This window comes from Arthrobacter sp. 10N43 (genome assembly GCF_056394525.1).
Genome location: NZ_JBFTIA010000001.1, coordinates 547624 through 570070, shown reverse-complemented (window position 1 = coordinate 570070; position 22447 = coordinate 547624). Strand labels below are relative to the sequence as shown.

The window sequence follows — 22447 nt, the reverse complement described above, 5'->3', positions numbered from 1 at the left end:
GAAGTCCGCTACGGCGGGATCTGCGGTTCGGACCTGCATTACTGGCTGCACGGCGCGGCGGGGGAGTCCATCCTGAGGGCGCCCCTGGTGCTCGGGCACGAGGTCTCCGGCACGGTGGTCCGGGCCGCGGCGGACGGCACCGGGCCCGGTCCGGGCACGGCCGTGGCGGTCCATCCGGCCACGCCCGGCCCGGGCGCCGCCCGGTATCCGGCGGACCGGCCCAACCTCTCCCCGGGCTGCACCTACCTGGGCAGCGCGGCCCGGTTCCCGCACACCGACGGCGCGTTCAGCCGGTACGTGAACCTGCCGGCGCGGATGCTCCGGGCGCTGCCCGCGGGCCTTGACCTGCGCACCGCGGCGCTGATCGAGCCGGCGGCCGTCGCATGGCACGCCGTTGCCCGCGCCGGGGACGTGGCCGGCAAGACCGCCCTGGTGATCGGCAGCGGCCCCATCGGGGCCCTGGCCGTTGCCGTGCTCAAGCGGGCCGGCGCCGCCCGGATCGTGGCCGTCGACATGCATGCCAAGCCGCTGGACATCGCCCGTGCCGTGGGAGCGGACGCCGTCCTCAAGGCGGACGAAGCGGAGGCGATCGCCGCCGTCGAGGCCGACGTCGTGATCGAATCCTCCGGCAACCACCACGGCCTGGCCTCGGCCATCCGGGGTGCGACCCGCGGCGGCACCGTGGTGATGGTGGGCCTGCTGCCCACCGGCCCGCAGCCGGTCCTGATCTCCCTGGCCATCACCCGGGAACTCGAACTCAGGGGCTCCTTCCGCTTTAACGACGAAATCGATGACGTCATCGCCGCCCTCGCCGACGGATCCCTGCAGATCGATCCCGTCATCACGCACACTTTTTCGCTGGACCGGGGACTGGAAGCGTTCGAGACTGCCGGGAATGCGGCGGTGTCCGGGAAGGTCCTGCTCGACTTCAGGCCGGCCCCGGAGTGAGGCGGTCCGCCGGCGGTGCGCTACCGGCGCTCGAGCGGAACGAACACCCGCGGCTGGTTCTTCCAGCTCGGCTCCATCTCGGAAATGGTGTCGCGCATGATCCGGTTCGAGGCCTCGCGGGCGGCGGCGGCCTCGCCGGCGGCGATGGCTTCGGCGACCTCCACGTGCCACTGCAGCGCCGTCTCGCGCGGGTGGTCCGGCATGAGGCCGTGGATGGTGCGCCCGGTCAGGGTCTCGGTGACCTGCCCCACCATGTTGGCGAACATCTCGTTGCCGGAGCCGGTCAGCAGCAGGGAATGGAACAGGATGTCCAGCTCCAGGAACCGGGGCACATCTCCGGCCTGCCCGGCGTCCCGCATGGCGTGCGAGACCTCCACAAGTTCCCTGCGGAGCTCCTCGGGGGCGTTGGCAGCTGCCAGCTCGGCGGCCACGGGCTCGACGGCGGTGCGGAGCTCGGCCAGGGAGCGCAGCTGGGCCCCACGGCCCTCGCCGGCCAGGCGCCAGCGGATCACGAGCGGATCGAAGGGATTCCACCGGTTGGAGGGCAGTACCCGGATTCCGACGCGCTTGATGGTCTCAACCAGGCCCAGGGACTGCAGGACGCGGACCGCCTCCCTGACCACCGAGCGGGAGACCTTGAGTTCGTCCTCAAGATGCTCGGCAAGCATGACGTGCCCGGCCGGAAGCTCGCCGGCCACGATCCGGGTCCCGAGGTGCTCAATGGCACGATGGTGGAGGCTCGTTGACATAGTCGTAAGCATAATGCTGCAAGCCTCTCCCGGGCCGATCGGCGGCCCGGGCGCAGGTGATCATAGACTGTTTGTGACGCGCAGTATTCCGCTACGTGGGCGCTGCTTTCCCGCAGCCCGCGGAAATACATATGGTTTATGTACAGCCACAAAAATCCCAAGGGCGGGTCCGCCCTCTGCGGTGCACCTTCCCGAGTCCTAGTTGAACGTCGCACATGAATCGCCGTACATAGATGGCGTACAGAAATGAATTGGAGTTTTGATGTCAGCACACATCGGTGTCACCGGCCTCGCGGTGATGGGGGCCAACCTCGCACGCAACCTGGCCCGGAATGGCTTCACCGTTGCCCTGCACAACCGGTCCGTGGAGAAGACAGACGCCCTGCTCGCAAAGCACGGCGACGAGGGCGACTTCGTCCGCACGGAAACCCTCCAGGAACTCGTTGATTCGCTGGAGAAGCCGCGCCGCGTGCTGATCATGGTCAAGGCCGGCAAGCCGGTCGATTCCGTGATCGAGCAGCTCGAGCCGCTCCTGGAAGCGGGCGACATCATCATCGACGCCGGCAACTCGCACTACGAGGACACCCGCCGCCGCGAGGCCGCCCTCGCCAAGAAGGACCTGCACTTCGTCGGCATCGGCGTCTCCGGCGGTGAAGAAGGCGCCCTCAACGGCCCCTCGATCATGCCCGGCGGCTCCAAGGAGTCCTACGACGCCCTCGGCCCGCTGCTGGAAAAGATCGCCGCCCACGTCGACGGCCAGCCCTGCTGCGCCTGGATCGGCACCGACGGCGCCGGCCACTTCGTCAAGATGGTCCACAACGGCATCGAATACGCCGACATGCAGGTCATCGGCGAGGCCTTCGACCTCCTGCGCTCCGGCGCCGGGATCGAACCGGCCGAGCAGGCCAAGATCTTCGAAGAGTGGAACAAGGGCGACCTCGCCTCCTTCCTGATCGAAATCTCCGCAGAGGTCCTCGGCCACGTCGATGCCAAGACCGGCAAGCCGTTCGTCGACGTCGTGGTGGATGCCGCCGGCCAGAAGGGCACCGGCCGCTGGACGGTCATCTCCGCGCTCGAGCTCGGCTCCCCGACGTCGGGCATCGCCGAGTCCGTCTTCGCCCGTGCCCTGTCCTCGCAGGCCGAGCAGCGAGTCCTGGCCCAGGAACTGCTGGCCGGCGGCGAGGCCGCCGTCGAGGTCCCCGAGAGCTTCGTCGAAGACGTCCGCCAGGCTTTGTACGCCTCCAAGCTGGTTTCCTACGCCCAGGGTCTGGACATGCTCACTTCCGCGGCCAAGGAATACGGCTGGGACCTGAAGCTGGATGAGATCGCCTCGCTGTGGCGCGGCGGCTGCATCATCCGCGCCGAACTGCTCAAGGAGATCACCAAGGCCTACGCCGCGGCGGAAAAGCCGGCCAACCTGCTCTTCGCACCGGCGTTCACCAAGGCGATCGCCGACGTCCTCCCGGCCTGGCGCCGCGTGGTGGCTACCGCGGTGCAGCTCGGCATCCCCGTACCGGTCTTCTCCTCCTCGCTGGCCTACTACGACGGCCTGCGCCGCAAGCGCCTGCCGGCCGCCGTGATTCAGGGCCAGCGCGACCTCTTCGGTGCGCACACCTACGGCCGGGTCGACGCCGAGGGCACCTTCCACACCCTCTGGGGCGAGGACAAGTCCGAGATCGAGGCAGTGGACACGCACTAGTCCGCACCGCGAACGGCCGGCGCTTCCCGATACTGTGGGAGGCTCCGGCCGTTCGTGTTTCCGCACCGCACCCGCCCCAGACGTTCAGCACCGAGTTCAGCGCCCAAGGAGTTCTGCCCATGCCCCAGCCCGTAGCGTTTGTCACCGGTGCGTCCACCGGGATCGGCTTCGAAACCGCGAGGAAGCTGGCCGCGGCCGGCTTCACCGTCTACGCCGGTGCCCGCCGGGTGGAGAAAATGGAGCCGCTGAAGGCCTCCGGCGTCAACGTGGTGTCCCTGGACGTGACGGATGAGGAGTCCATGTGCACCGCCGTCGGGGAGGTGCTGGCCGCGCACGGCCGGATCGACGTCCTGGTCAACAACGCCGGCTACGGGACGTACGGCTCGCTCGAGGAAGTGGAGCTCGCCGAGGGGCGGCGGCAGTTCGACGTCAACGTCTTCGGCCTCGCCCGCATGACCCAGCTCGTGATCCCCGCAATGCGGGCCGCGCGGGCGGGCCGGATCATCAACATCTCATCGATCGGCGGCAAGATGTACGAGCCGCTGGGCGCTTGGTACCACGCGACGAAGTTTGCCGTGGAGGGCCTGAGCGATTCGCTGCGGCTCGAACTCAAGCCGCACGGCATCGACGTGGCCATCATTGAGCCTGCCGGGACGCAGTCGGAGTGGGGCACCATTGCGGCGCAGGGGCTGCTGGCCGGCTCCGGGAGCGGCCCCTACGCCGGCCAGGCCAAGGTGGTCGCGGCCGCTCTGGCCACCACGGACAACGCCGCGACGTCGGCGCGGCCGGAACTCGCGGCCGAGGCCATCCTGCACGCGGCCACAGCGCGGCGGCCCAAGACACGGTACCCGGTGGGAGCCAGCGCCCGGGGGATCCTGCTGCTGCGCCACCTGCTGCCGGACCGGGCGTTCGACGCCGTCCTGTGGAACATCTACAAGCGGTTCCCCGGCTAAAGTTTCGATGCGGCGCAGCGGAACCCGACGTGGCTCATCCCGGTGTCGATCATCTGCGGCCGCCGCGCGGCGGGCCGGTACCGCCGGCAATAGTTGTCGGCGCAGAGGAATGAACCTCCCTTGATGACCTTGCGCGGAACCGGAGCCTGACGCGGGTCGATGCTGGAGTCGCGCTCTCCGCCCCGGGGATTGCGCGGGGCACAGCATCCGGGGCCGGCGTCGTGCTGCTGGTACCAGTCACTGGTCCACTCCCACACGTTGCCGGCCATGTCATAGAGCCCGTACCCGTTCGGCGGGAAGGAACCCACGGGCGTGGTCGAGCCGTAGCCGCGGCGTGCCCTCCAGGGGAAGTCGCCGTGCCAGTAGTTCGCTCGCGGCGTGTGCGCGTCCTCCGGGTCCTCGCCCCACGTGAACCGCGCACCATCGAGGCCGCCCCGGGCGGCGTATTCCCATTCCGCCTCGGTTGGCAGACGGCATCCGGCCCACTCGGCGTAGGCTTCGGCGTCCTCGTAGGCGACATGCACCACCGGATGGTCCGCGCGGTCGGCGATGGTGGTGCCGGGCCCGAATGGCCGTCTCCAGTTCGCGCCCGGCGTCCACGCCCACCACTGGCTGAGGTGCCGCAGGTCGACGGGGCCCGGTGTTCCCGTGAAGACCATCGACCCCGGGACGAGGTTCTCGGCCGGCGCGCCCGGAAACATCTCCGGGTCCAGCGGCCGCTCCGCGACCGTGCGGTACCCGGTCGCCCGCACGAAGCTCGCGAACTCGCGGTTGGTCACCGTTGCCGGGCTGATCCAGAACCCGCCGACCCGCACCCGGTGCGCCGGGGCCTCCTCCTGGTAGTGCTCATCCGAGCCCATAGCGAACTCTCCGGCGTCGATGCGCACGAACCCCTGGGGAGCGACGGGCGGCGTGGCGGGGTGGGGAATCAATCGCCACCGGCCAGGAACGCCTGCAGCTTCTCCACGGCCTGGTCGATGCTGAAGGTCGCTGCACGCTGGCGTGGCGGGAACTCCTCGAACGTGGCGAGGAACTCTGCCATGAGTGCCTGGGCGGCGAAGATGAGGTAGTCGTTCTCGAAGAGCCAGTCGAAGTACGTGTTCGAGGTGACGTCCGCCCGTTCGAAGGGGTCGGTGCGCAAGTTGAACAGTTTCGGGATCCGCAACTGCACGAAGGGTTCGAACCACACCTGGAGCGTGCCCTGCACACGCTGCTCCATGAACACGACCTTCCAGTTGTCGTACCTCAAGGCGAGCACGTCGCCGTCGTCGGAGAAGTACACGAGTCCCTTCCGGGGGCTCACGGTGACTTCGCCCGTGAGGTATGGGAGGAGGTCGTAGCCGTCGATGTGGACTTTGTAGGTGCGGTCGCCGATCGACTTGCCCTGCTTGAGTTCTTCGACCGTGGTCGTGTCGCCGGCGGCGGCGAGGAACGTCGGCAGCCAGTCATGGTGCTGGATGATCTCGTTAGACACGACCCCCGCCGGGATGTGGCCCGGCCACCGTATGATCTCGGGGACGCGGAACGCGCCCTCCCAGTTGGTGTTCTTCTCGCTGCGGAACGGGGTCATTCCGCCGTCGGGCCAGGTGTTCATGTGCGGGCCGTTATCGGTGGAGTAGATCACGATCGTATCCTCGGCGATGCCCAGTTCGTCGAGGTGGTCCAGGAGCCCGCCGACGAGTTTGTCGTGGTCGATCATGGTGTCGTGGTATTCAGACTGCCAGCGGCCGGCCTGGCCGATGCTCTCGGGCTTCGGGTGCGTGCGGAAGTGCATGTGCGTGGTGTTCATCCACACGAAGAACGGGTTGCCGGCGCCATGCGCGCGCCCGATGAAGTCCTTCGCCGCGGCGCCGAACTCCTCGTCGATCGTCTCCATGCGCTTTTTGGTGAGCGGGCCGGTGTCCTCGATGCGCTGTCTGCCGCGCGGGCCGAACCGCCCGTCCACTGTGTCGTCCTCGTCCTCGGTGGCCCAGGAGCGGATGACCCCGCGCGGCCGTGCCCGGTCGTTGAAACCGGGGAAGTCCTGGACACTGGGCCAGTTGGGCGATTCCGGCTCCTCCTCGGCGTTGAGGTGGTACAGGTTGCCGTAAAACTCGTCGAAGCCGTGGGCGGTCGGCAGGAATTCGTTCTTGTCGCCCAGATGGTTCTTGCCGAACTGTCCGGTCACGTAGCCGTGCGGTTTGAGGACCTCGGCGATGGTGGGGTCCTCGGCGCGCAGGCCGAGGTCCGCGCCCGGCATGCCGACCTTGCTGAGCCCGGTACGGAACACGCTCTGCCCGGTGATGAACGAGGCACGCCCTGCGGTGCAGCTTTGTTCGCCGTAGGAGTCCGTGAACCGCATGCCTTCCTCGGCAAGGCGGTCAATGTTGGGTGTGCGGTACCCCATTAGCCCGTCGCTGTAGCAGCTCAGGTTGGTGATGCCAATGTCATCACCCCAGATGACCAGGATGTTCGGCTTACCGTTGGGCATGGCGCGTCTCCTCGCAGGCTCGGACGGCGCCAATTCAAGGACATTCCTAAGGGACACTGCACACTAGGACACTGCACGGACGGACGCGCCGCTGTGCTCGACATCCTAGTGATACGGGGAGCAGGTGAAAAGACTTCCGTCGCCCCGAAGCGGCCCTAGATCCGGTATTCGATCAGGTATTCGGCTGGGTCGACGGCGGGTTTGGTCTCGCGCTGCGCGTCGCGGTGCCGCCAGGTCGCAGGCACGCCGGTGACGATTGATTCGGCCGGGGCATCCTTGACCACGACGGCGTTGGCCCCGACGGCGCTGTCCCGTCCGATCGTAATGGGGCCCAGGATCTTGGCTCCGGCGCCGATCACCACGCGGTCTTCGATGGTGGGGTGACGTTTGATCTTGGCCAGCGAGCGGCCACCGAGGGTCACCCCGTGGTAGATCATGACGTCCTCGCCGATCTCGGCGGTCTCACCGATGACCACGCCCATGCCGTGGTCGATGAAGAAGCGCCGGCCAATGGTCGCGCCGGGGTGGATCTCGATCCCGGTGAGGAACCGGGCGAGCTGGGAGATGAGCCGGGCCGGGAACCGCAGGGCCGGGTTTTGCCACAGCCGGTGCGTCAGACGGTGGAACCAGATGGCGTGCAGGCCGGAGTAGGCGAAGAAGTTCTCAAAAGAACCTCGAGCCGCCGGGTCGTGGGACCGGGCGGCGTCGAGGTCTTCCTTCAGTCTTGCGAAGAAGCTCACAAAGACCTTTCTGGGGAATCGTGGGACGGCGGCAGTGACTTTAGCCGCGGATGTCGTCGTACAGCACGGTGGAGATGTAGCGCTCACCAAAGTCGCAAACCACAGCAACAATGAGTTTACCGGCGTTCTCGGGGCGTTTGGCGAGCTCCAGGGCCGCCCAGACGATCGCGCCGGAGGAGATGCCGCCCAGGATGCCTTCCTTGATGCCGAGATCGCGGGCGACCCGGACGGAGTCTTCCAGGGTGGCGTCGATGACCTCGTCGTAGACGTTGGTGTCCAGGATTTCGGGGACGAAGTTCGCTCCGAGGCCCTGGATCTTGTGCGGGCCCGGGGCGCCGCCATTGAGGATGGGGGAGTCCTTCGGCTCCACGGCGACGATCTGGACGCCCGGCTTGCGTTCCTTCAGGACCTGCCCGACGCCGGTGACGGTGCCGCCGGTGCCGACGCCGGCGACGAAGATATCCACCTTGCCGTCGGTGTCGGCCCAGACTTCCTCGGCCGTGGTGCGGCGGTGGATCTCCGGGTTGGCCTCGTTGGCGAACTGCTGGGCCCAGATGGAGTTCTCCGTGTTGGCCACGATCTCCTGGGCCTTCTCCACGGCTCCGCGCATGCCCTCGGAACCGGGGGTCAGGACGATTTCGGCGCCGTAGGCGCGCAGCATGACTCGGCGCTCGGTGGACATGGTTTCCGGCATGGTCAGGATGACCTTGTAGCCGCGGGCCGCGCCCACCATGGCCAGGGCGATTCCGGTGTTGCCGGAGGTGCCTTCGACGATGGTGCCGCCGGGCTTGAGGGCACCGGCCTTCTCGGCAGCGTCAATGATGGCGACGCCGATCCGGTCCTTGACGCTGTTGGCCGGGTTGTAGAACTCCAGCTTGACGGCCACTGTGGCGTCAAGGCCTTCGGTCAGCCGGTTCAGCCGGACCAGCGGAGTTCCGCCGACCAGCTGGGTTACATCGTCATAGATCGGTGCCATGTATGTATGCCTGTCTTTGAAGAGGGTTGACTGAGGTCAGCCTAACGAGCGCGTACAGGCCCTAGCTAAGCATTAAGCCACGCAGAGTAATATTTCCTCGCCTTGGCCAGCTTCGGGTTGATGATGACCTGGCAGTAACCCTGCTCGGGGTACTTGGCGAAGTAGTCCTGGTGAATTTGCTCCGCCACATGGAACTGCGGCAGCCGGCTGACCTCGGTCACGATCGGATGCCGCCACAGGGCCTGGTTCCGCTCGATCGCCTCCTCGAACAGGATTTTTTCCTCGGTGGTTTCGTAGAACATGGAGGAACGGTACTGCGTCCCGACGTCGTAGCCCTGCCGGTTCAGGGTGGTGGGGTCGTGGAGGACGAAGAACATGTCCAGGATGACTTCGGCGGGGATGACGTCCTCGTCGAACGTCACAGCCACCACCTCGGCGTGGCCGGTGGTCCCGGAGCACACAGAATAATAGTCGGGGTCGCGGTCATGGCCTCCGGTGTAGCCCGAGACGACCGAACTGACACCCTTGGTTTTCTGGTAGACGGCGTCGAGGCACCAAAAGCAGCCTCCGCCGAGGACAAAAGTTCTCATGACCTCTTCAATGGTTCGACGGTCCAGATGATTCCCCGCCCACCTTACGAGACCCTTACGAGTGTCAGGGGCGCCCGCGGATAGGGTAAAAATGGGGGTATGGAACCTGTGAACACCGATGTTTCAGCGGAGTCCGACGGCACTGCTGCCGCCGACGACGGCGCTACCGGCCACGGCGAGGCCCCCGGCGCCGCGACGCTGGGCATGATCCAGCTGGCGGTGGAGGAGCTCTGGCCCGAATCCTTGGCCGAGGACTGGGATGAGGTGGGCCTCGTGGCGGGCCATCCGAACGCCGAGGTGCACAGGGTCATGTTCGCCGTCGATCCGACCACGGACGTGATCGAGGAAGCCATTGAATTCGGCGCCGAACTGCTCATCACGCACCATCCGCTCCTGCTCAGGGGCGTGACGTCGGTCGCCGCGAATACGGCCAAGGGCAAGGCTGTGCACCGCCTCATCGAGTCCGGGACCGCGCTGATGACCGTGCACACCAACGGGGACTCCGCCGTCGGGGGAGTCTCCGATGTCCTGGCCGATGCCCTGGGCCTGCTGAATGTCGCCCCCCTGACCCCCGCCGCGAACGGGCTCCCCGAAGAAGGCATCGGCCGGGTCGGGGACCTCGAGGAGGTCCTGACGCTGGGTGATTTCGCTGCCCGGGTGTTCGGCATCCTGCCCTCGGTGGCAGGCGGCGTCCGGGTCTCCGGGGACCGGGACGGTCTGATCCGGCGGGTTGCTGTCTGCGGCGGCGCCGGCGATTCCCTCTTCGGGGAGGTGCGGGCCAGCAACGCGGACGTCTACGTGACGGCTGACCTGCGGCACCACCCGGCATCGGAAGCCCGGGAGGCGGCGGTCAACGACCGGCCCTACCTGATCGATGTGTCCCACTTCGCCAGCGAGTGGCTGTGGCTGCCCGCCGCCGCCGAAGCGCTGGGCAACGTGCTCAGCGACCAGGGCCACGACGTCGAGATCCGGGTCAGCACCACCAACAGTGATCCGTGGGACTTCATTCTGACTCCGGCCGGGGACTAGAGTCTAGGGAGCGCCGATACGGTGCCCGGCTTCGGCCGGATTGGATTTAGCGGAGGTAAATAGTGGCCAAGGCAGCACCGGCGGAACAGTTGAAGTTGCTCGAATTGCAGGGACTCGATGCCAAGCTCAAGTCCTTGTCCAACCGCCGGCGAAGCCTTGAAAGTGACTCCCGGATCACCGATCTTGAAGCTGCACTCAGTGTGGCCAACGGTGAACTGGGCGCAGCGAAGGTGGCCGTCCACGACGCCGAGCTCGAGCTCAAGCGCTCAGAGGCCGACGTCGAGCAGGTTGCCTCCCGGATCGAACGCGACGAGGCGAGGCTCAACAGCGGAACGGGCCTGTCCAAGGACCTCGTTGCCTTGCAGCGGGACCTTGTTTCCCTGAACAAGCGCCGCTCGGACCTCGAGGACGTTGAGCTCGAAGTCCTCGAACGGCTCGACTCGCTCCGTGCCCGCCAAGTGGCCCAGCAGCAGATCGTGGACGACATCCAGGGCTCCTTCGGCTCCATCCGCGCCGAGCTGGACGAACAGCTGGCCGAGATCGCAGCCGAGGCCACCGTGGTGCGCGGGCAGCGGGCCGAGTTCGCCGCTGCCCTCGACGCCGGCATGCTGGCCATCTACGAGAAGACGCTGGCTAAGCGCGGCGTCGGCGCTGCCCGGCTCTTCCACGGCACCTCGGAAGGCTCGGGCATGCACCTGAGCCCGGGCGACCTCGCGGAGATCAAGGCCGCCGCCGAGGACGACATCGTCTTTTGCCCGGATTCCGGCTGCATCCTGGTCCGCTCCGCCGAGTGGGCCTAACCACCCAACTGACTAACAGCAGGGGCCGTTCTGAGTGTTCAGAACGGCCCCTGCTGCGAGCTAGTTGGGCAGGATGATGTTCAGGGTGTGCGGCTTCCGGGCCGTGCCCTCGACCAGTTCGGCAACCCACTTCTCGGCCGCCGCCTTCTGCAGCTGCGCCGGGGTGGTCGGCGCCTTTCCCCGGCGGGTGAGCAAATGGCGTGCCAGCTCGCCCCGGGTGTGCTTGGCAAAATGACTGACCACCTTGCGCACGCCGCCTGTCTCGGTGAAGACGTTCACGGCCACCGTCTGTTCCGGCGGGGGAGTCCAGGCCGCGGCGTAGGTGCTGGACCGGCAGTCCACCAGGAGCTCGCCCGCGGCGGCCACCGCCAGGGCCTCGCCCAGTTGCGGCTTCCAGAACGAGGCGAGCCGCCCGACGTCGGGCAGTGAGATCCCCATCGACAGCCGGTAGGCCGGCACACGGTCGGCGAAGCGGATGGCGCCCCACAGGGCGGAGACCACCAGCACCGACGCGTCGGCCTTCTTCCGCTGCGCCGGGGTCAGGGAGTCATAGCCCAGGGCATCGAAGAGCACGCCGGAATAGACCTGGTGGGCCGGCGCAGCAGGTTCCGCGTGCAGGCGGGTGTTGCGTTCGACGTCGGCACTCAGCGAGGCGCCGACGCCCAGCAGCGCCAAGGCGTCCTCATGGGCGCTGACTGTGCCCAGCGCGTCCAGAACCCTGGCCCGGGAGCTGTTGAGGGCGGGAAAGCTTAAGGCGGTCCAGTCGGCGGCGTTCCCGCGCGTTGCGGGAGTCTTGCCCTCGGAGGGCGGCAACAGAATTAGCACCGTACGATCCTACCGGCGCCGGGTTCAGGCGAGGTTGTAGCCCAAGAAGGACAACACATCGGGCAGGACGGACCGCCAGTAGCTGTAGTCGTGGCCGCCGGGCCGGAAACCACCCTCGACCTCGCCCGGGAGTCCTGAACGGTAGGCACGAACCGAGGCGGCAAGCTCGTCGCCGGTGCCGCAGTCGATCCGCTTGGGCAGCGCCGCGAGTCGGGGTCGGAGCGCGAACACGTCATGGGCTGCGAAGTCGGCCGGGCCGTCGAAGGCCGATTCCTGGCGAGGGTCGTAGTGGTCCCAGACCGCTGGGCTCATGGCCGCGACGGCGCGGACTCCGGGCAGCCGGCCCTGCGAGGCGAGCAGCAGGGAACCGAAGCCTCCCATGGAGAGGCCAAAGAGGCCGATCCTGCCCAGGTCGCAGCCCTGGCTGCCCAGGAACGGTACAAATTCCTTCACCAGCATCGACTGGGTGTCGCTGCCGTCGGCGCGCGGGTGCCACCAGGTGTTTCCGCCGTCCACAGCAGCGATCGCGAAGGGCGTGCCGCCGGCGTCGAGGTGCCGTTGGAGGGCCTCCTGGGCGGCCAGGTCCTCGAGCAGGACGGTGTGGCTGCCGTTGAGTCCGTGAAGAAAGACAGCCAGGGGCAATTCCGGCTGTGTGCCGCCGGGCGGCAATTCGGGGGCGGCCAGGGACCAGTGGCTGGCGATCCCGGGGCGGTAAGCCGAGACGAATGAGCCTGAGCTGGTCCGGACTGTCAACGGGGCGGCGGGCGCCGGGGGCGCTGTCGCCGTCGGGCCTGCTGGTACGGCCGGAGCGGCTGGTGCTGGCGGAGTCATTTCGGCGGGCGCGATGCGGGCAGTGCAGCCCGTGAACGCGGCCGCGCCCAGGCCGATTCCGGCCAGCTCCAGCAGGCGTCGCCGGGTCAGGGCAGACTCGTCCATCTTCCGATAATAGGCCCGGGGGGTCCGGCCCGGTCCGGACGTGTCACCGGAGGCCCCCCCGCTGACCTTAGAATGGACAGCGGATGGGTTGACCAGGCGGCCGCGCGTCACGCAAGTGGCTCGAGGAACGTCCGGGCTCCGCAGAGCAGGGTGGTGGGTAACGCCCACTCGGGGTAACCCGCAGGCCAGTGCCACAGAGAACAGACCGCCTGCGTGCGGCGTGTGTTTTGCACAGGCCGCAGGGCAGGTAAGGGTGAAACGGTGGTGTAAGAGACCACCAGCTTCCCGGGTGACCGGGAAGGCTAGGTAAACCCCACCCGGAGCAAGGCCAGACAGGGCACGTTTGAGGGCTGCTCGCCCGAGTGTCCGGGTAGGCTGCTGGAGGGCGTCGGCAACGGCGTCCGTAGATGGATGGCCGCTACTCCCGCGCCGGCAACAGCGCGGGAACACAGAACCCGGCGTATCGGTCAACCCATCCACTTACTTAGGCCTTTGCCCCCGTGATCTAGGGAAAATTCGGCTATATGACGGCGTTTCCAGCCCCTCATTCTCGATCCGATTTGATTCGATTTGATGGGGTCTGGCCGGGGCGTTTGCCCCTCGTTTGCCCCTCGGGTCCGGCTGCTGCGGACGCGCTCAGCTAGTGGCAGTATGAGCCCATGGCGGACATCATCGAGTTTCTGGAAGCACGGCTGGACGAAGAAGAAGCCGAATCCCTGGATTCCCTGGAGCACGAACCATACCCCGATAGCTGGGCCGAGCGGCTAGGCCAGCGGTTGCGGTGGACTCTCAGAGACTCCAGCATGGTTACGCGCTACTTAGCCACCTTGGTGCCGACGGAGGTCCTGGAGCTGCTAGTGTAACCGGCTCTGGAGCCGGTGACCTTCACGGTGATGGTCCGTCCTAGATCGCCGGAGAGGACCGTATAGGTGGCAGCGGTGGCGCCAAAGATCGCAGTCCCGGAGTGGTACCACTGGTAGCTCACGGTAACCGGAGCCAGGGCCCAAGTGCCGGGCACGGCGGTGAGGGTGGCCCCGATCTTCGCGGTACCGGTGATGGCCGGTACCGGACCGTAGGTGATTTTGGCGGCCCGCCAATAGGCGGTGAGGTACGTTCTCCCCAGGTACTCGACGCCGGTCCGGGAGAAGTGGAACGCGTCGCCGTCGTTCACGCCCCCGGCCGTGGACGGTGCGAACGCGGTGTAGGCGACTCGTGAGGGTGTTGCCTTGTGGGACTTGTCCACGTTGGCTAAACCGGGTTGGGCCGCGATTCCCTCCGGTGCCAGACCCCCCACCACAAAGGGCAGTCGAGGGGCAGCCAGTTGGGATCGGAAGTACCCTATGAGCTCGTCAAGCTTCGCGCTGTATGCGGAGGTGGACATCCACCAGTTGCCTTCGCCCTGGTGCCAGAGGATGCCTTTGAGCTTCACGGTGTAGCCCGCCGCCACGGCCGCCGCGATCCCTTCGCGGGCTTGTGTGACTGCCAGCCAGGGGAGATCGAATTCCGGGGCGGAGGCTGTGCCTACATTCCAAGTCGGGGTTGCCACGCTGTTGGTAAATGCGGTGGCGCCTCGCGCCGCGGGGATAATGAGAACTCCGACGTTGGCGGGCTGGTATTTCACGTACTCGCGGGCAAACGTCGTGGCCGGGGAGATTCCTTTGGCGGTGTCGAGCATGTCCAAAGGGATGGTGGCCTCGCGGAGCGTGCGTAGCTTCGCGCCGTACTGGAATATCCTTGGGTCTCGCGGATCATTTGTGGTGCCGCTGGGGAGGCCGCGGCCAGACATATTCGACTGCCCCGCAGCTACGAACACATGCAGGACGGTGATCTTCTCCGCTGCCTTCGCGGGCGTAACGCCCGCGAGCATCAGGACAGAAACTGTCAGGCCGACCAGTAGCCCTTGAGCCCATGCCGTAAGTCTCTTCACGGATCCCACCTCCCACCCTAAAGCAGGGACAGCCGGCACCGGCAACAGTGCCCCGTTCGGAGACAGCGAGGCTTCCCGAGCCAGCCAGGAAGGCTATGGTTGCCTACGCACCTTGGACTTTCCTTGAGCTGCGGCAAGGCCGCGCATAGAGACGGCGGCCGAACGAGCTAGGTCAGCAGGAACCCGGGGAGCCGTTTGCCCCACCTGATCGAACGCAGTTTCTCCGGGCAGCGGCGGTACTCCTCGATGTCCCACTCGGAGCCGGTGACGCGGCGGACGTTCCCGGCGGGGACCCAGGCCCAGTGCTTGTGGTCCTCATCGTCTCCCCAGGCGACGAGGACGTAGGAGGGGTTCCAGCGTTCGGCGACGGCGTAGACGTCCACCGTGAGGCCGCCCGCCAGCGGCACGGACACCATGACCTTCGGGAGCTTGCCGTAGTCCCAACAGCGCGTCTCCTCCGGCGGGTGCCCCGGGTCGAGCCACCGTGACTGAGCACGACCAGGGAATCCTGCGCCTCGCCGTGGCGCCGTTCAAATACCCGGCCGCCCGGGAACGCCGGGCCCGGGAGGAGTTCGACCTCTCCGGCGTCCGGTTCTGGCAGGAAGTAGACCGGATCCTGGATATGCCCGAAGCTCATGCCTGGGACCCGCACACCGTTGCCCGGCTCAAAGAGCAGAGGATCCAGCGCCGGCGGCCTGCCCTCGCGGGAAGGATGCTGTAGTGGCCCGCGTCGAAGACAGGTGTATCCGGAAGGACAAGACCCGCACCCCGCTATATGGGAAGGGTTTGCGGTGGCGGGCGGAGTGGACGCCGACGGGGGAATCGAAGCAGCGGCAGAGCTTCGCCACAAAGGAAGCGGCCAAGGCGTTCCTCGCCGAGCAGGTGTCGGCCATGAACCAGGGCACCTATGTGCGGACGCGGACGAAAGTCCTCCTCTCGGATTATGCGGAGCAGTGGAAGAAGGACCAGCTGCACCACCGGGCTTCATCCAGGGCGCAGGTCGAGGCGAAGATGAAGCTCTACATCGTCCCCAGCCTCGGAAAGATGGCCCTCGACTCGGTGCGCCGCGAAGACGTGCAGGCCGCGGTGGGGGACTGGGCAGAGTCGCTGGCACCATCGACCGTCAAAGTCACCTATGGGTACTTGGCGGCGATGTTCAAGGCTGCCGTGCTCGATGGGAAGGTACAGAAGACTCCGTGCCTATCTATACGGCTCCCGAAGATCGAGCCTGAGGCGGTCGTGCCGCTCCGCACCGAGGTGGTGCAGCGGCTCGCCGCTGAGATCTGGCGGCCGTACCGTCCGATGGTAGTGTTCTGCGCCGCGACCGGGCTGCGTTCCTCCGAGCTCCGCGGCCTGACCTGGGACCGGGTCGACTTCGACAACTCCATGATCAGCATCGACCGGCAACTGATCGGGAACAACTCGAGCGATCCCTCATGGGGGCCGCCCAAAACAAAGGCCAGCCGCCGGCGCATCCACATCGGCGATCACTCCATGCAGATCCTCAAGAACCTCCGGGAAGGGCCGCAGGGCGTCGGCGGAATCATCTTCCACTCGGCCGGCCGGGCCATCACCAGGCACACGGCGGGGGAGGCGTGGCGTCACATCCGAGACATCGTCCCGGGCTCCGGTACGGGGTGGCACGAGCTCCGGCACTACCACGCCTCGCAGCTCATCGCCGGGGGCATGTCCCCGGTGGCTGTGGCCCACCGGCTGGGGCACAACGACGCCACTGAAACCCTCAAGACCTATGCCCACTTGTGGCCGGACGACGACACCAAGGCGGCGGCCCTAACGGATGGTCTCGTGAAGCTCGATGCCCCTGATTTGCCCCTGACCTAGCCCGCATCCCAGTACCCGCAACGAATCGGCCAGAACCCGGCGTATCGGTCAACCCATCCATCCAAACCGCCGGGAAGTCCTGCCCGGCAGGATTCGGCCGTCACAGGCTGCCGGCCGGGGGTCGCGTGACTGCAGGGTTGCAAGCTTGGGAAAACCTTGAGGCGTGGTTGACATCATCCCCGCGAGCCCCGACACTTCAATGAACGCTTCAGGTAACGGTGCATGAGCGATGGTCGAGGAGTCATAGTGCCGGACGACGCAGCATACGACTATGTCATCGCCGGCGGTGGCACAGGCGGCAGCGTCTTGGCCGGCAGACTTAGCGAAGACCCTTCCATACGCGTGTTGCTGCTCGAAGCAGGAAAATCCGACCGCCATCCGTTCATTCACATGCCCGCGGGCTTCCCCAGACTCAAGGGGGGCCCGTATCAGTGGGCCTACAACAGCGTTCCGCAAAAGCACAGCAACGGCCGCAGCATCGCGCTTCCCCAGGGCCGGGGACTCGGCGGCGGCGGCTCCATCAACTCCCAGGTCTTCACGCGGGGCGTGGACGAGGACTACGACGGGTGGGTCGCGGACTACGGCTGCGAGGGCTGGTCCGCCGCTGAGGTGTCCAGGTATTTTGTCCGTTCGGAGTGCAACTCCAGACTCGCAGGACCCCACCACGGAACCCAGGGGCCGCTTGGCGTCTCGGATCCCCGGCGTCCGCACACGCTCTCGGCGGCGTTCGTGCAGGCCGGACAGGAGTTCGGGCTGCCGTACAACAACGATTTCAACGGCGCCGAACAGCACGGCGTCGGTTTCTACCAGACCACCACGAAGAACGGCCGCCGGTGCAGCGCGGCCGTGGCCTACCTCAAACCCGCGCGCAAGCGCCGCAATCTCACGGTCCGCGTCAACGTAACCGTTTCCAAAGTGGTCATCAGGAACGGCCGTGCCGTCGGCGTGCAGGCAGTCGAAGACGGGGTGGTGAGAACCTACGCCGCGCGGCGGGAGGTCATTGTCGCCAGCGGCGCCTTTGGATCGCCGAAGTTGCTGCAGCTTTCGGGGGTCGGCGACCCGGCGGACCTCGCCGCCGCCGGGATCGACGTCCTCCATGCCCTCCCAGGCGTCGGGAAGAACCTCCAGGATCACCTGGACCTGGACATCATCTACGAACTCACCGACGACCACAGCCTGGACCGCTTCAACCGCGTGCGCCCGGCGACGGTCCTGGCCGGCCTCGAGTACCTGGCCTTCCGCTCGGGACCGTTCGCGTCCAACCTTGTCGAGGCCGGCGGTTTCAGTTACGCCAACAAGGATGAGAAAACCCCTGACCTGCAGTTCCACTTCCTGCCCGCCGCGCGTTCAGAGCCGGGCATAGCGTCGCTGCAGCCCGGGTTCGGCATGACGTTGAACTCCTATTTCCTGCGACCCCGCAGCCGCGGGACGGTCAGGGTCGCATCCTCAGACCCCACACAGTCGCCGCTCATCGATCCGAATTTCCTAGCGGACGACTATGACCTGGAGATGACGATCGCCGGCGTGCAACAGAGCCGCCAGATCATGGAACAGACATCGATCGCAGCCTTCATCAAAAAGGAGCACATCGGTGACGGCTCACGGGTGAAGACCCGCGACGAGTACGTGAAGTTCGTGCGCTCCCACGGAAGGACTTCGTACCACCCGGTCGGCACCTGCGCCATGGGGACCACCGATGATTCGGTCGTCTCGCCCCGGCTGAAGGTCCACGGGCTGGAGGGATTGCGGGTGGTTGACTCCTCGATCATGCCCCGCCTGATCAGCGCCAACACGCAGGCGCCGACCATCATGATCGCGGAAAAGGCCGTCGACATGATCCTGGAGGACGCAGCCCGGCTGGCGCCAGGAGTGAGTGGTTTTGCCGGCTCCTCTAAGGCCCCGGACGGTGTGTGAGTCATTTCACGCGCTACAGGGCACCGGAGCATGCCGGGCCGCCCTTAGAATTGATGGTGAACGTAGAAGTTCTGCCGCCGGGTCTGCGTTCGCAGCCGGCGGTTTTTCTTTGCGCTCGATGAGGCGCCCGGGGTGGACCGAATCCCTGCCGGTGCCCGGTACCGGACACCCTCCGGCGGCCGACTTCCCCCTACGAGGACGTAGGGGGTGGATTCTAGGAAGGTAGTTCTGTGAGCCAGACGTCAGATTCTTGTCTTGATACGTGGATGGGCCGCGAGGCGCTCGCCGAGGCCATGATCCCCGTGATCGGCCGGCTGTACCGCGAGAACAACGTGGTGACCTCCATCCACGGACGCAGCCTGATCAACAAGTCCACCATGAATATCCTCAAGGCCCACCGCTTCGCCCGCCGGATGAGCAAGGAAGAACTGCGCCTCGAGGAGACGGCCCCGCTGTTGGAGGCCCTGACCAAGCTGGACCTTGGCGCCGCGGCGATCGATATTGCCCGCCTCACCGAAAAGTACCGAGCAGAGGGCGACGGCGCCAGCCTGGATGAGTTCCTCCGCGGGGAACTTGCCGAGATTGTCGGCAAGCGCGGCGGCGACGACCGCACCAGCACCGACGTCGTACTCTACGGCTTCGGCCGCATCGGCCGGCTCCTGGCCCGGCTCCTGATTGAAAAGGCGGGCGGCGGCCACGGCCTGCGCCTGCGCGCCATCGTGGTCCGCCGCGGTTCCGACAACGACCTCGCCAAGCGCGCCAGCCTGCTGCGCCGCGACTCCGTCCACGGCTCTTTCGAAGGCACCATCAAGGTGGACCTCGAAAACGACACCATCACCGCCAACGGCGTCCAGATCCAGGTCATCTACTCGGACAACCCCGCCACGATCGACTACACCGCTTACGGCATCCACGACGCCCTGGTCGTGGACAACACGGGCCGCTGGCGCGACGCCGAAGGCCTGTCCCAGCACCTGAAGAGCAAGGGTGTGTCCCGGGTTCTCCTGACCGCCCCGGGCAAGGGCGAGCTGAAGAACATCGTGCACGGCATCAACCACGGCACCATCGCCGACTCGGACACGATCGTCTCGGCGGCCTCCTGTACCACCAACGCCATCACTCCCGTGCTCAAGGCCATCAACGACCGCTACGGCGTGGTGCACGGGCACGTGGAGACGGTCCACTCTTTCACCAACGACCAGAACCTGATCGACAACTTCCACAAGGGTGACCGCCGTGGCCGCTCCGCCGCGCTGAACATGGTGATCACCGAGACCGGTGCCGCCAAAGCCGTCGCCAAGGCCCTCCCGGAACTGCTCGGCAAGCTCACGGGCAGCTCCATCCGCGTCCCCACCCCGGACGTGTCGCTGGCCATCCTGAACCTTAACCTGGAGAACGGCACCACCAAGGACGAGGTCAACGACTACTTGCGGGAAATGTCGCTGCACTCCGAGCTGCGCAAGCAGATCGACTACATCGATTCGCCCGAGGTTGTCTCCACGGACTTCGTCGGTTCGCGCCGGGCAGGCATCGTGGACGGCCTGGCCACGATCTCCAACGAGAAAAACCTCGTGCTGTACGTCTGGTACGACAACGAGTTCGGCTACAGCTGCCAGGTGGTCCGCGTCATGGAGGAAATGGCCGGGGTCAATCCGCCGTCCTTCCCCGCCAAGGACGCGGCCTCCATCCTCGAGGCCGCCGGTCTGCCCGTCGGCCTCTAGCCACCGGACTAAAAGTCCCTGACCGGGACTTATTCCCCTTTTCCCGGCCGGTTCACTGGAATCGGTCGGGAAAGGGAACCACAATGGTGCCATGGAACAGAACCCGGCTGTTGAACACGAGACCACCCTGGAACACGCGCTGGACGTCGCGCGGAGCAACGCGAAGGAAGCCAAGCGGCTGCTGGACGACGCCATGGTCAAACGCGAGGCCGGTGAAGTCAACGACGACCGGGTGAACCAGCTCCAGTCACTGCTGGACCTGGCCAACCAGGACCTGAAACGGGTCACACGGGAGCAATAGCCGACGGCGTTTTCCGCCACCGCTCCCCAACACTGTGGACAGCCTCCCGGATGTCAGAGCACCCGCGTAGGCTCGGGTCGTGAAGCCAGAACGCCGCCTGCGGCCGCCCTCATGACCGTCACCTGGACGGAATTCCGCCGCGCCCGGCGCAGATCGCGCCAGGCGTGGCTTCTCCTCGCCGTGGCCGCACTGGCCCTGCTCGGCGGCCTGTTCTGGTTCTTCACTGCCGGTCAGTTTGCCGCCGCCGAGCCACGGACCCCGGGTCCCAGCGAGGCCCCGGTGCTTGCCCGCGAGTGGATGAAGCCGGTGGAGGCTGTCCGGCCCGTACCGGCGGGCAGCGCCGCCGGCGTGCTCGACACTCTTGCGGTCAAGGGACGGTCGGCAAAGGACAATTACGACCGGAGCGCCTTCGGCCAGGCCTGGCTCGACGTGGACCGCAACGGCTGCGATACGCGCAACGACATCCTCCGGCGGGACCTGGCGGCCGCGGAATTCGTCAGCGGTTCCCGGTGCCAGGTGGCCGGCGGCACGTTCCAGGAACCGTACACCGGCCGCATGATCGTGTTCCGGCGCGGCCCCGACACCAGCGCGGAAGTGCAGATCGACCACGTCGTGGCGCTGGGCGACGCGTGGCAAAAGGGCGCCCAGCAGCTCACCGCGCAGCAGCGGGAGCACCTGGCCAACGACCCCCTCAACCTGATCGCCGTCGACGGCCTCGCAAACCAGGACAAGAGCGCCTCCGACGCCGCCACCTGGCTGCCGCCCAACAAGGCTTTCCGCTGCCACTACGTTGCCCGCCAGATTTCGGTCAAGGCGGCCTACCAGCTGTGGGTCACAGCCGCAGAGAAGGAGGCGATGAAACGGATCCTCGCGTCGTGCCCCGGGCAACAGAGCATCGTTCCGGGTTGACGGCAATGTGTGTCCTGTCCTGGCGTGCCCAGCGCCAGTCTTCATGCCCCGGGCATGGGAGTTCCGCCCGTCACGGCTTCCGCGCTGGAGGACCCTTGTAGCCGTTCTGCTAACGGGCCAAAATGGGCGCGGCGGGACAAGGCGCCCGCCGGAATACAGGAACGGAACCATGGCACATCGCACGGACGAGTCCGGCAAGGGGCACGCCGGTCACAAGAAGGGCTCCGCACGGCGGCGGGCCCGGCTGGATACCGGAATCTACGAGGCCGAACTTCTCCGGCTCCAAGGAGAACTGGTTGCCCTCCAGGAGTGGGTCAGGAGCAGCGGGGCGAGGGTCCTCATCATTTTTGAGGGTCGGGACGCCGCCGGCAAGGGGAGTGCGATCAAGCGGGTCACCGAATACCTGAATCCGCGGTTTGCCCGGATAGTCGCATTGCCGGCGCCGACGGAACGCGAACGCGGTGAATGGTATTTCCAGCGCTATGTGGCGCATCTCCCCGCCGCAGGGGAAATCGTCCTGATGGACCGCTCCTGGTACAACCGTGCCGGCGTCGAACACGTTATGGGCTTTTGCACCCCGGCGGAACACAAGCGCTTCATGGCACAGTGCCCGGTTTTTGAACGGCTCCTCATCGACGACGGCATCCTGCTCTTCAAGTACTGGTTCTCGATCAGCCATGCGGAACAGGAGCGGAGGTTCAAGTCCCGTCTGGACGATCCCTTGCGGCAATGGAAGCTCTCGCCGATGGACCGCGAGGCAATCTTGCGGTGGGAAGACTACTCGCGGGCCAAGGACGACATGTTCGTGCAGACGGACACCGCGGAATCACCGTGGTACGTGGTGGAAGCAGAAGACAAGCGCCGGGCAAGGATCAACGTTATCGCCCACCTGCTCTCCAGCATCGAATACACCGAAGTGCGGACAGAGCCGGTGACTTTGCCGGAGCGGCCTAAGGCCGTCAACTACACACGCCCGCCGCGGGAACTGTTCCACTACGTCCCGGACTTCGCGGCGAGCCTGGGAAAACCGGCCGACGGCTGAGAGGCACGTGGACCCCGCCGGGGAGGCCTGCCGGCTTGCGGGCTCGCCCGCGGAGAAGGGAGGCGCAATTGAGCCT

22 protein-coding genes and 1 other RNA gene are annotated in these 22447 nt (G+C 66.6%); 13 read left to right on the top strand and 10 right to left on the bottom strand.

The window, feature by feature from the left end; all coding sequences use genetic code 11:
* A partial coding sequence (locus tag AC1DDO_RS02575; protein WP_476971364.1) for an L-idonate 5-dehydrogenase occupies positions 1-948 on the top strand: 948 nt, incomplete at its 5' end.
* A 20-nt stretch (positions 949-968) separates the two neighbouring features.
* Here the strand turns inward: AC1DDO_RS02575 and AC1DDO_RS02570 are convergent.
* Positions 969-1697 carry a FadR/GntR family transcriptional regulator gene (locus tag AC1DDO_RS02570; RefSeq protein ID WP_476868309.1) on the bottom strand — a complete coding sequence of 243 codons (729 nt, stop codon included), beginning with the start codon at positions 1695-1697 and terminating at the stop codon, positions 969-971.
* Positions 1698-1959: 262 nt separating this feature from the next.
* Between AC1DDO_RS02570 and gndA the strand changes: the two genes are divergently transcribed.
* Both gndA and AC1DDO_RS02560 read left to right on the top strand, forming a co-directional pair.
* Positions 1960-3396 (top strand): NADP-dependent phosphogluconate dehydrogenase, encoded by a 1437-nt coding sequence (gene gndA / locus AC1DDO_RS02565; protein ID WP_441408706.1) that lies wholly within the window; start codon positions 1960-1962, stop codon positions 3394-3396.
* Between the two features lie 119 nt (positions 3397-3515).
* Positions 3516-4349, top strand: a complete 834-nt coding sequence (locus AC1DDO_RS02560; RefSeq protein ID WP_476971363.1) for an oxidoreductase — start codon at positions 3516-3518, stop codon at positions 4347-4349.
* Here the strand turns inward: AC1DDO_RS02560 and AC1DDO_RS02555 are convergent.
* From AC1DDO_RS02555 to msrA, 5 genes are all read right to left on the bottom strand, one after another.
* Positions 4346-5281, bottom strand: a complete 936-nt coding sequence (locus AC1DDO_RS02555; RefSeq protein ID WP_476971362.1) for a formylglycine-generating enzyme family protein — start codon at positions 5279-5281, stop codon at positions 4346-4348. The genes AC1DDO_RS02560 and AC1DDO_RS02555 overlap by 4 nt on opposite strands.
* Entirely contained in the window at positions 5278-6819 is a 1542-nt protein-coding gene (locus AC1DDO_RS02550; RefSeq protein WP_476971361.1) for an arylsulfatase, read from the bottom strand. Before AC1DDO_RS02550 ends, AC1DDO_RS02555 begins: the two co-directional genes overlap by 4 nt.
* A 155-nt stretch (positions 6820-6974) precedes the next feature.
* Positions 6975-7559: a serine O-acetyltransferase EpsC gene (gene epsC, locus AC1DDO_RS02545; RefSeq protein WP_018773413.1), complete on the bottom strand. Its 585-nt coding sequence runs from the start codon at positions 7557-7559 to the stop codon at positions 6975-6977.
* Between the two features lie 40 nt (positions 7560-7599).
* Complete coding sequence (cysK, locus tag AC1DDO_RS02540) at positions 7600-8535, bottom strand: cysteine synthase A (RefSeq protein WP_441408710.1); 936 nt, start codon at positions 8533-8535, stop codon at positions 7600-7602.
* A gap of 65 nt (positions 8536-8600) precedes the next feature.
* Positions 8601-9125 carry a peptide-methionine (S)-S-oxide reductase MsrA gene (gene msrA, locus AC1DDO_RS02535; RefSeq protein WP_441408711.1) on the bottom strand — a complete coding sequence of 175 codons (525 nt, stop codon included), beginning with the start codon at positions 9123-9125 and terminating at the stop codon, positions 8601-8603.
* 99 nt (positions 9126-9224) lie between these two features.
* Here msrA and AC1DDO_RS02530 point away from each other — a divergent pair, with 99 nt between their 5' ends.
* Together AC1DDO_RS02530 and AC1DDO_RS02525 are read left to right on the top strand one after the other, a co-directional pair.
* Positions 9225-10154, top strand: a complete 930-nt coding sequence (locus tag AC1DDO_RS02530) for a Nif3-like dinuclear metal center hexameric protein (protein WP_476971360.1) — start codon at positions 9225-9227, stop codon at positions 10152-10154.
* Between the two features lie 62 nt (positions 10155-10216).
* Positions 10217-10954, top strand: coding sequence for a zinc ribbon domain-containing protein (locus AC1DDO_RS02525; protein ID WP_441408713.1), 738 nt, complete (start codon positions 10217-10219; stop codon positions 10952-10954).
* Between the two features lie 60 nt (positions 10955-11014).
* Here the strand turns inward: AC1DDO_RS02525 and AC1DDO_RS02520 are convergent, their stop codons facing one another.
* Together AC1DDO_RS02520 and AC1DDO_RS02515 are read right to left on the bottom strand one after the other, a co-directional pair.
* Positions 11015-11779: a YaaA family protein gene (locus AC1DDO_RS02520; RefSeq protein ID WP_476971359.1), complete on the bottom strand. Its 765-nt coding sequence runs from the start codon at positions 11777-11779 to the stop codon at positions 11015-11017.
* 24 nt (positions 11780-11803) lie between these two features.
* Complete coding sequence (locus AC1DDO_RS02515) at positions 11804-12715, bottom strand: alpha/beta hydrolase (RefSeq protein ID WP_476971358.1); 912 nt, start codon at positions 12713-12715, stop codon at positions 11804-11806.
* A gap of 84 nt (positions 12716-12799) precedes the next feature.
* Here AC1DDO_RS02515 and rnpB point away from each other — a divergent pair.
* Positions 12800-13194, top strand: an RNA gene (rnpB, locus tag AC1DDO_RS02510) — RNase P RNA component class A.
* A 335-nt stretch (positions 13195-13529) separates the two neighbouring features.
* On the opposite strand, the gene AC1DDO_RS02505 is transcribed toward rnpB, so the two are convergent.
* Positions 13530-14642: a sialate O-acetylesterase gene (locus tag AC1DDO_RS02505; RefSeq protein ID WP_476971357.1), complete on the bottom strand. Its 1113-nt coding sequence runs from the start codon at positions 14640-14642 to the stop codon at positions 13530-13532.
* Between the two features lie 167 nt (positions 14643-14809).
* On the bottom strand, positions 14810-15058 hold the full coding sequence (locus AC1DDO_RS02500; RefSeq protein ID WP_476971356.1) for a hypothetical protein: 249 nt from the start codon (positions 15056-15058) through the stop codon (positions 14810-14812).
* A gap of 68 nt (positions 15059-15126) precedes the next feature.
* Between AC1DDO_RS02500 and AC1DDO_RS02495 the strand changes: the two genes are divergently transcribed.
* From AC1DDO_RS02495 to ppk2, 7 genes are all read left to right on the top strand, one after another.
* Positions 15127-15363, top strand: a complete 237-nt coding sequence (locus AC1DDO_RS02495) for a DUF3263 domain-containing protein (RefSeq protein ID WP_476971355.1) — start codon at positions 15127-15129, stop codon at positions 15361-15363.
* A complete protein-coding gene (locus tag AC1DDO_RS02490; protein WP_476971354.1) occupies positions 15363-16484 on the top strand; it encodes a tyrosine-type recombinase/integrase in 1122 nt (373 codons plus the stop codon). The genes AC1DDO_RS02495 and AC1DDO_RS02490 overlap by 1 nt, the downstream gene beginning before the upstream one ends.
* Before the next feature lie 222 nt (positions 16485-16706).
* On the top strand, positions 16707-18398 hold the full coding sequence (locus AC1DDO_RS02485; RefSeq protein WP_476971353.1) for a GMC family oxidoreductase: 1692 nt from the start codon (positions 16707-16709) through the stop codon (positions 18396-18398).
* 230 nt (positions 18399-18628) lie between these two features.
* The gene (locus AC1DDO_RS02480) at positions 18629-20119 is read left to right on the top strand and encodes a glyceraldehyde-3-phosphate dehydrogenase (protein ID WP_476868319.1); all 1491 of its coding nucleotides are present in this window, start codon (positions 18629-18631) and stop codon (positions 20117-20119) included.
* Positions 20120-20210: 91 nt separating this feature from the next.
* Positions 20211-20420 carry a hypothetical protein gene (locus AC1DDO_RS02475; protein ID WP_476868320.1) on the top strand — a complete coding sequence of 70 codons (210 nt, stop codon included), beginning with the start codon at positions 20211-20213 and terminating at the stop codon, positions 20418-20420.
* Positions 20421-20531: 111 nt separating this feature from the next.
* A complete protein-coding gene (locus AC1DDO_RS02470; protein ID WP_476971352.1) occupies positions 20532-21329 on the top strand; it encodes an HNH endonuclease family protein in 798 nt (265 codons plus the stop codon).
* Between the two features lie 169 nt (positions 21330-21498).
* Positions 21499-22371, top strand: a complete 873-nt coding sequence (ppk2, locus tag AC1DDO_RS02465; protein ID WP_476971351.1) for a polyphosphate kinase 2 — start codon at positions 21499-21501, stop codon at positions 22369-22371.
* The last annotated feature ends 76 nt before the right edge of the window (positions 22372-22447 follow it).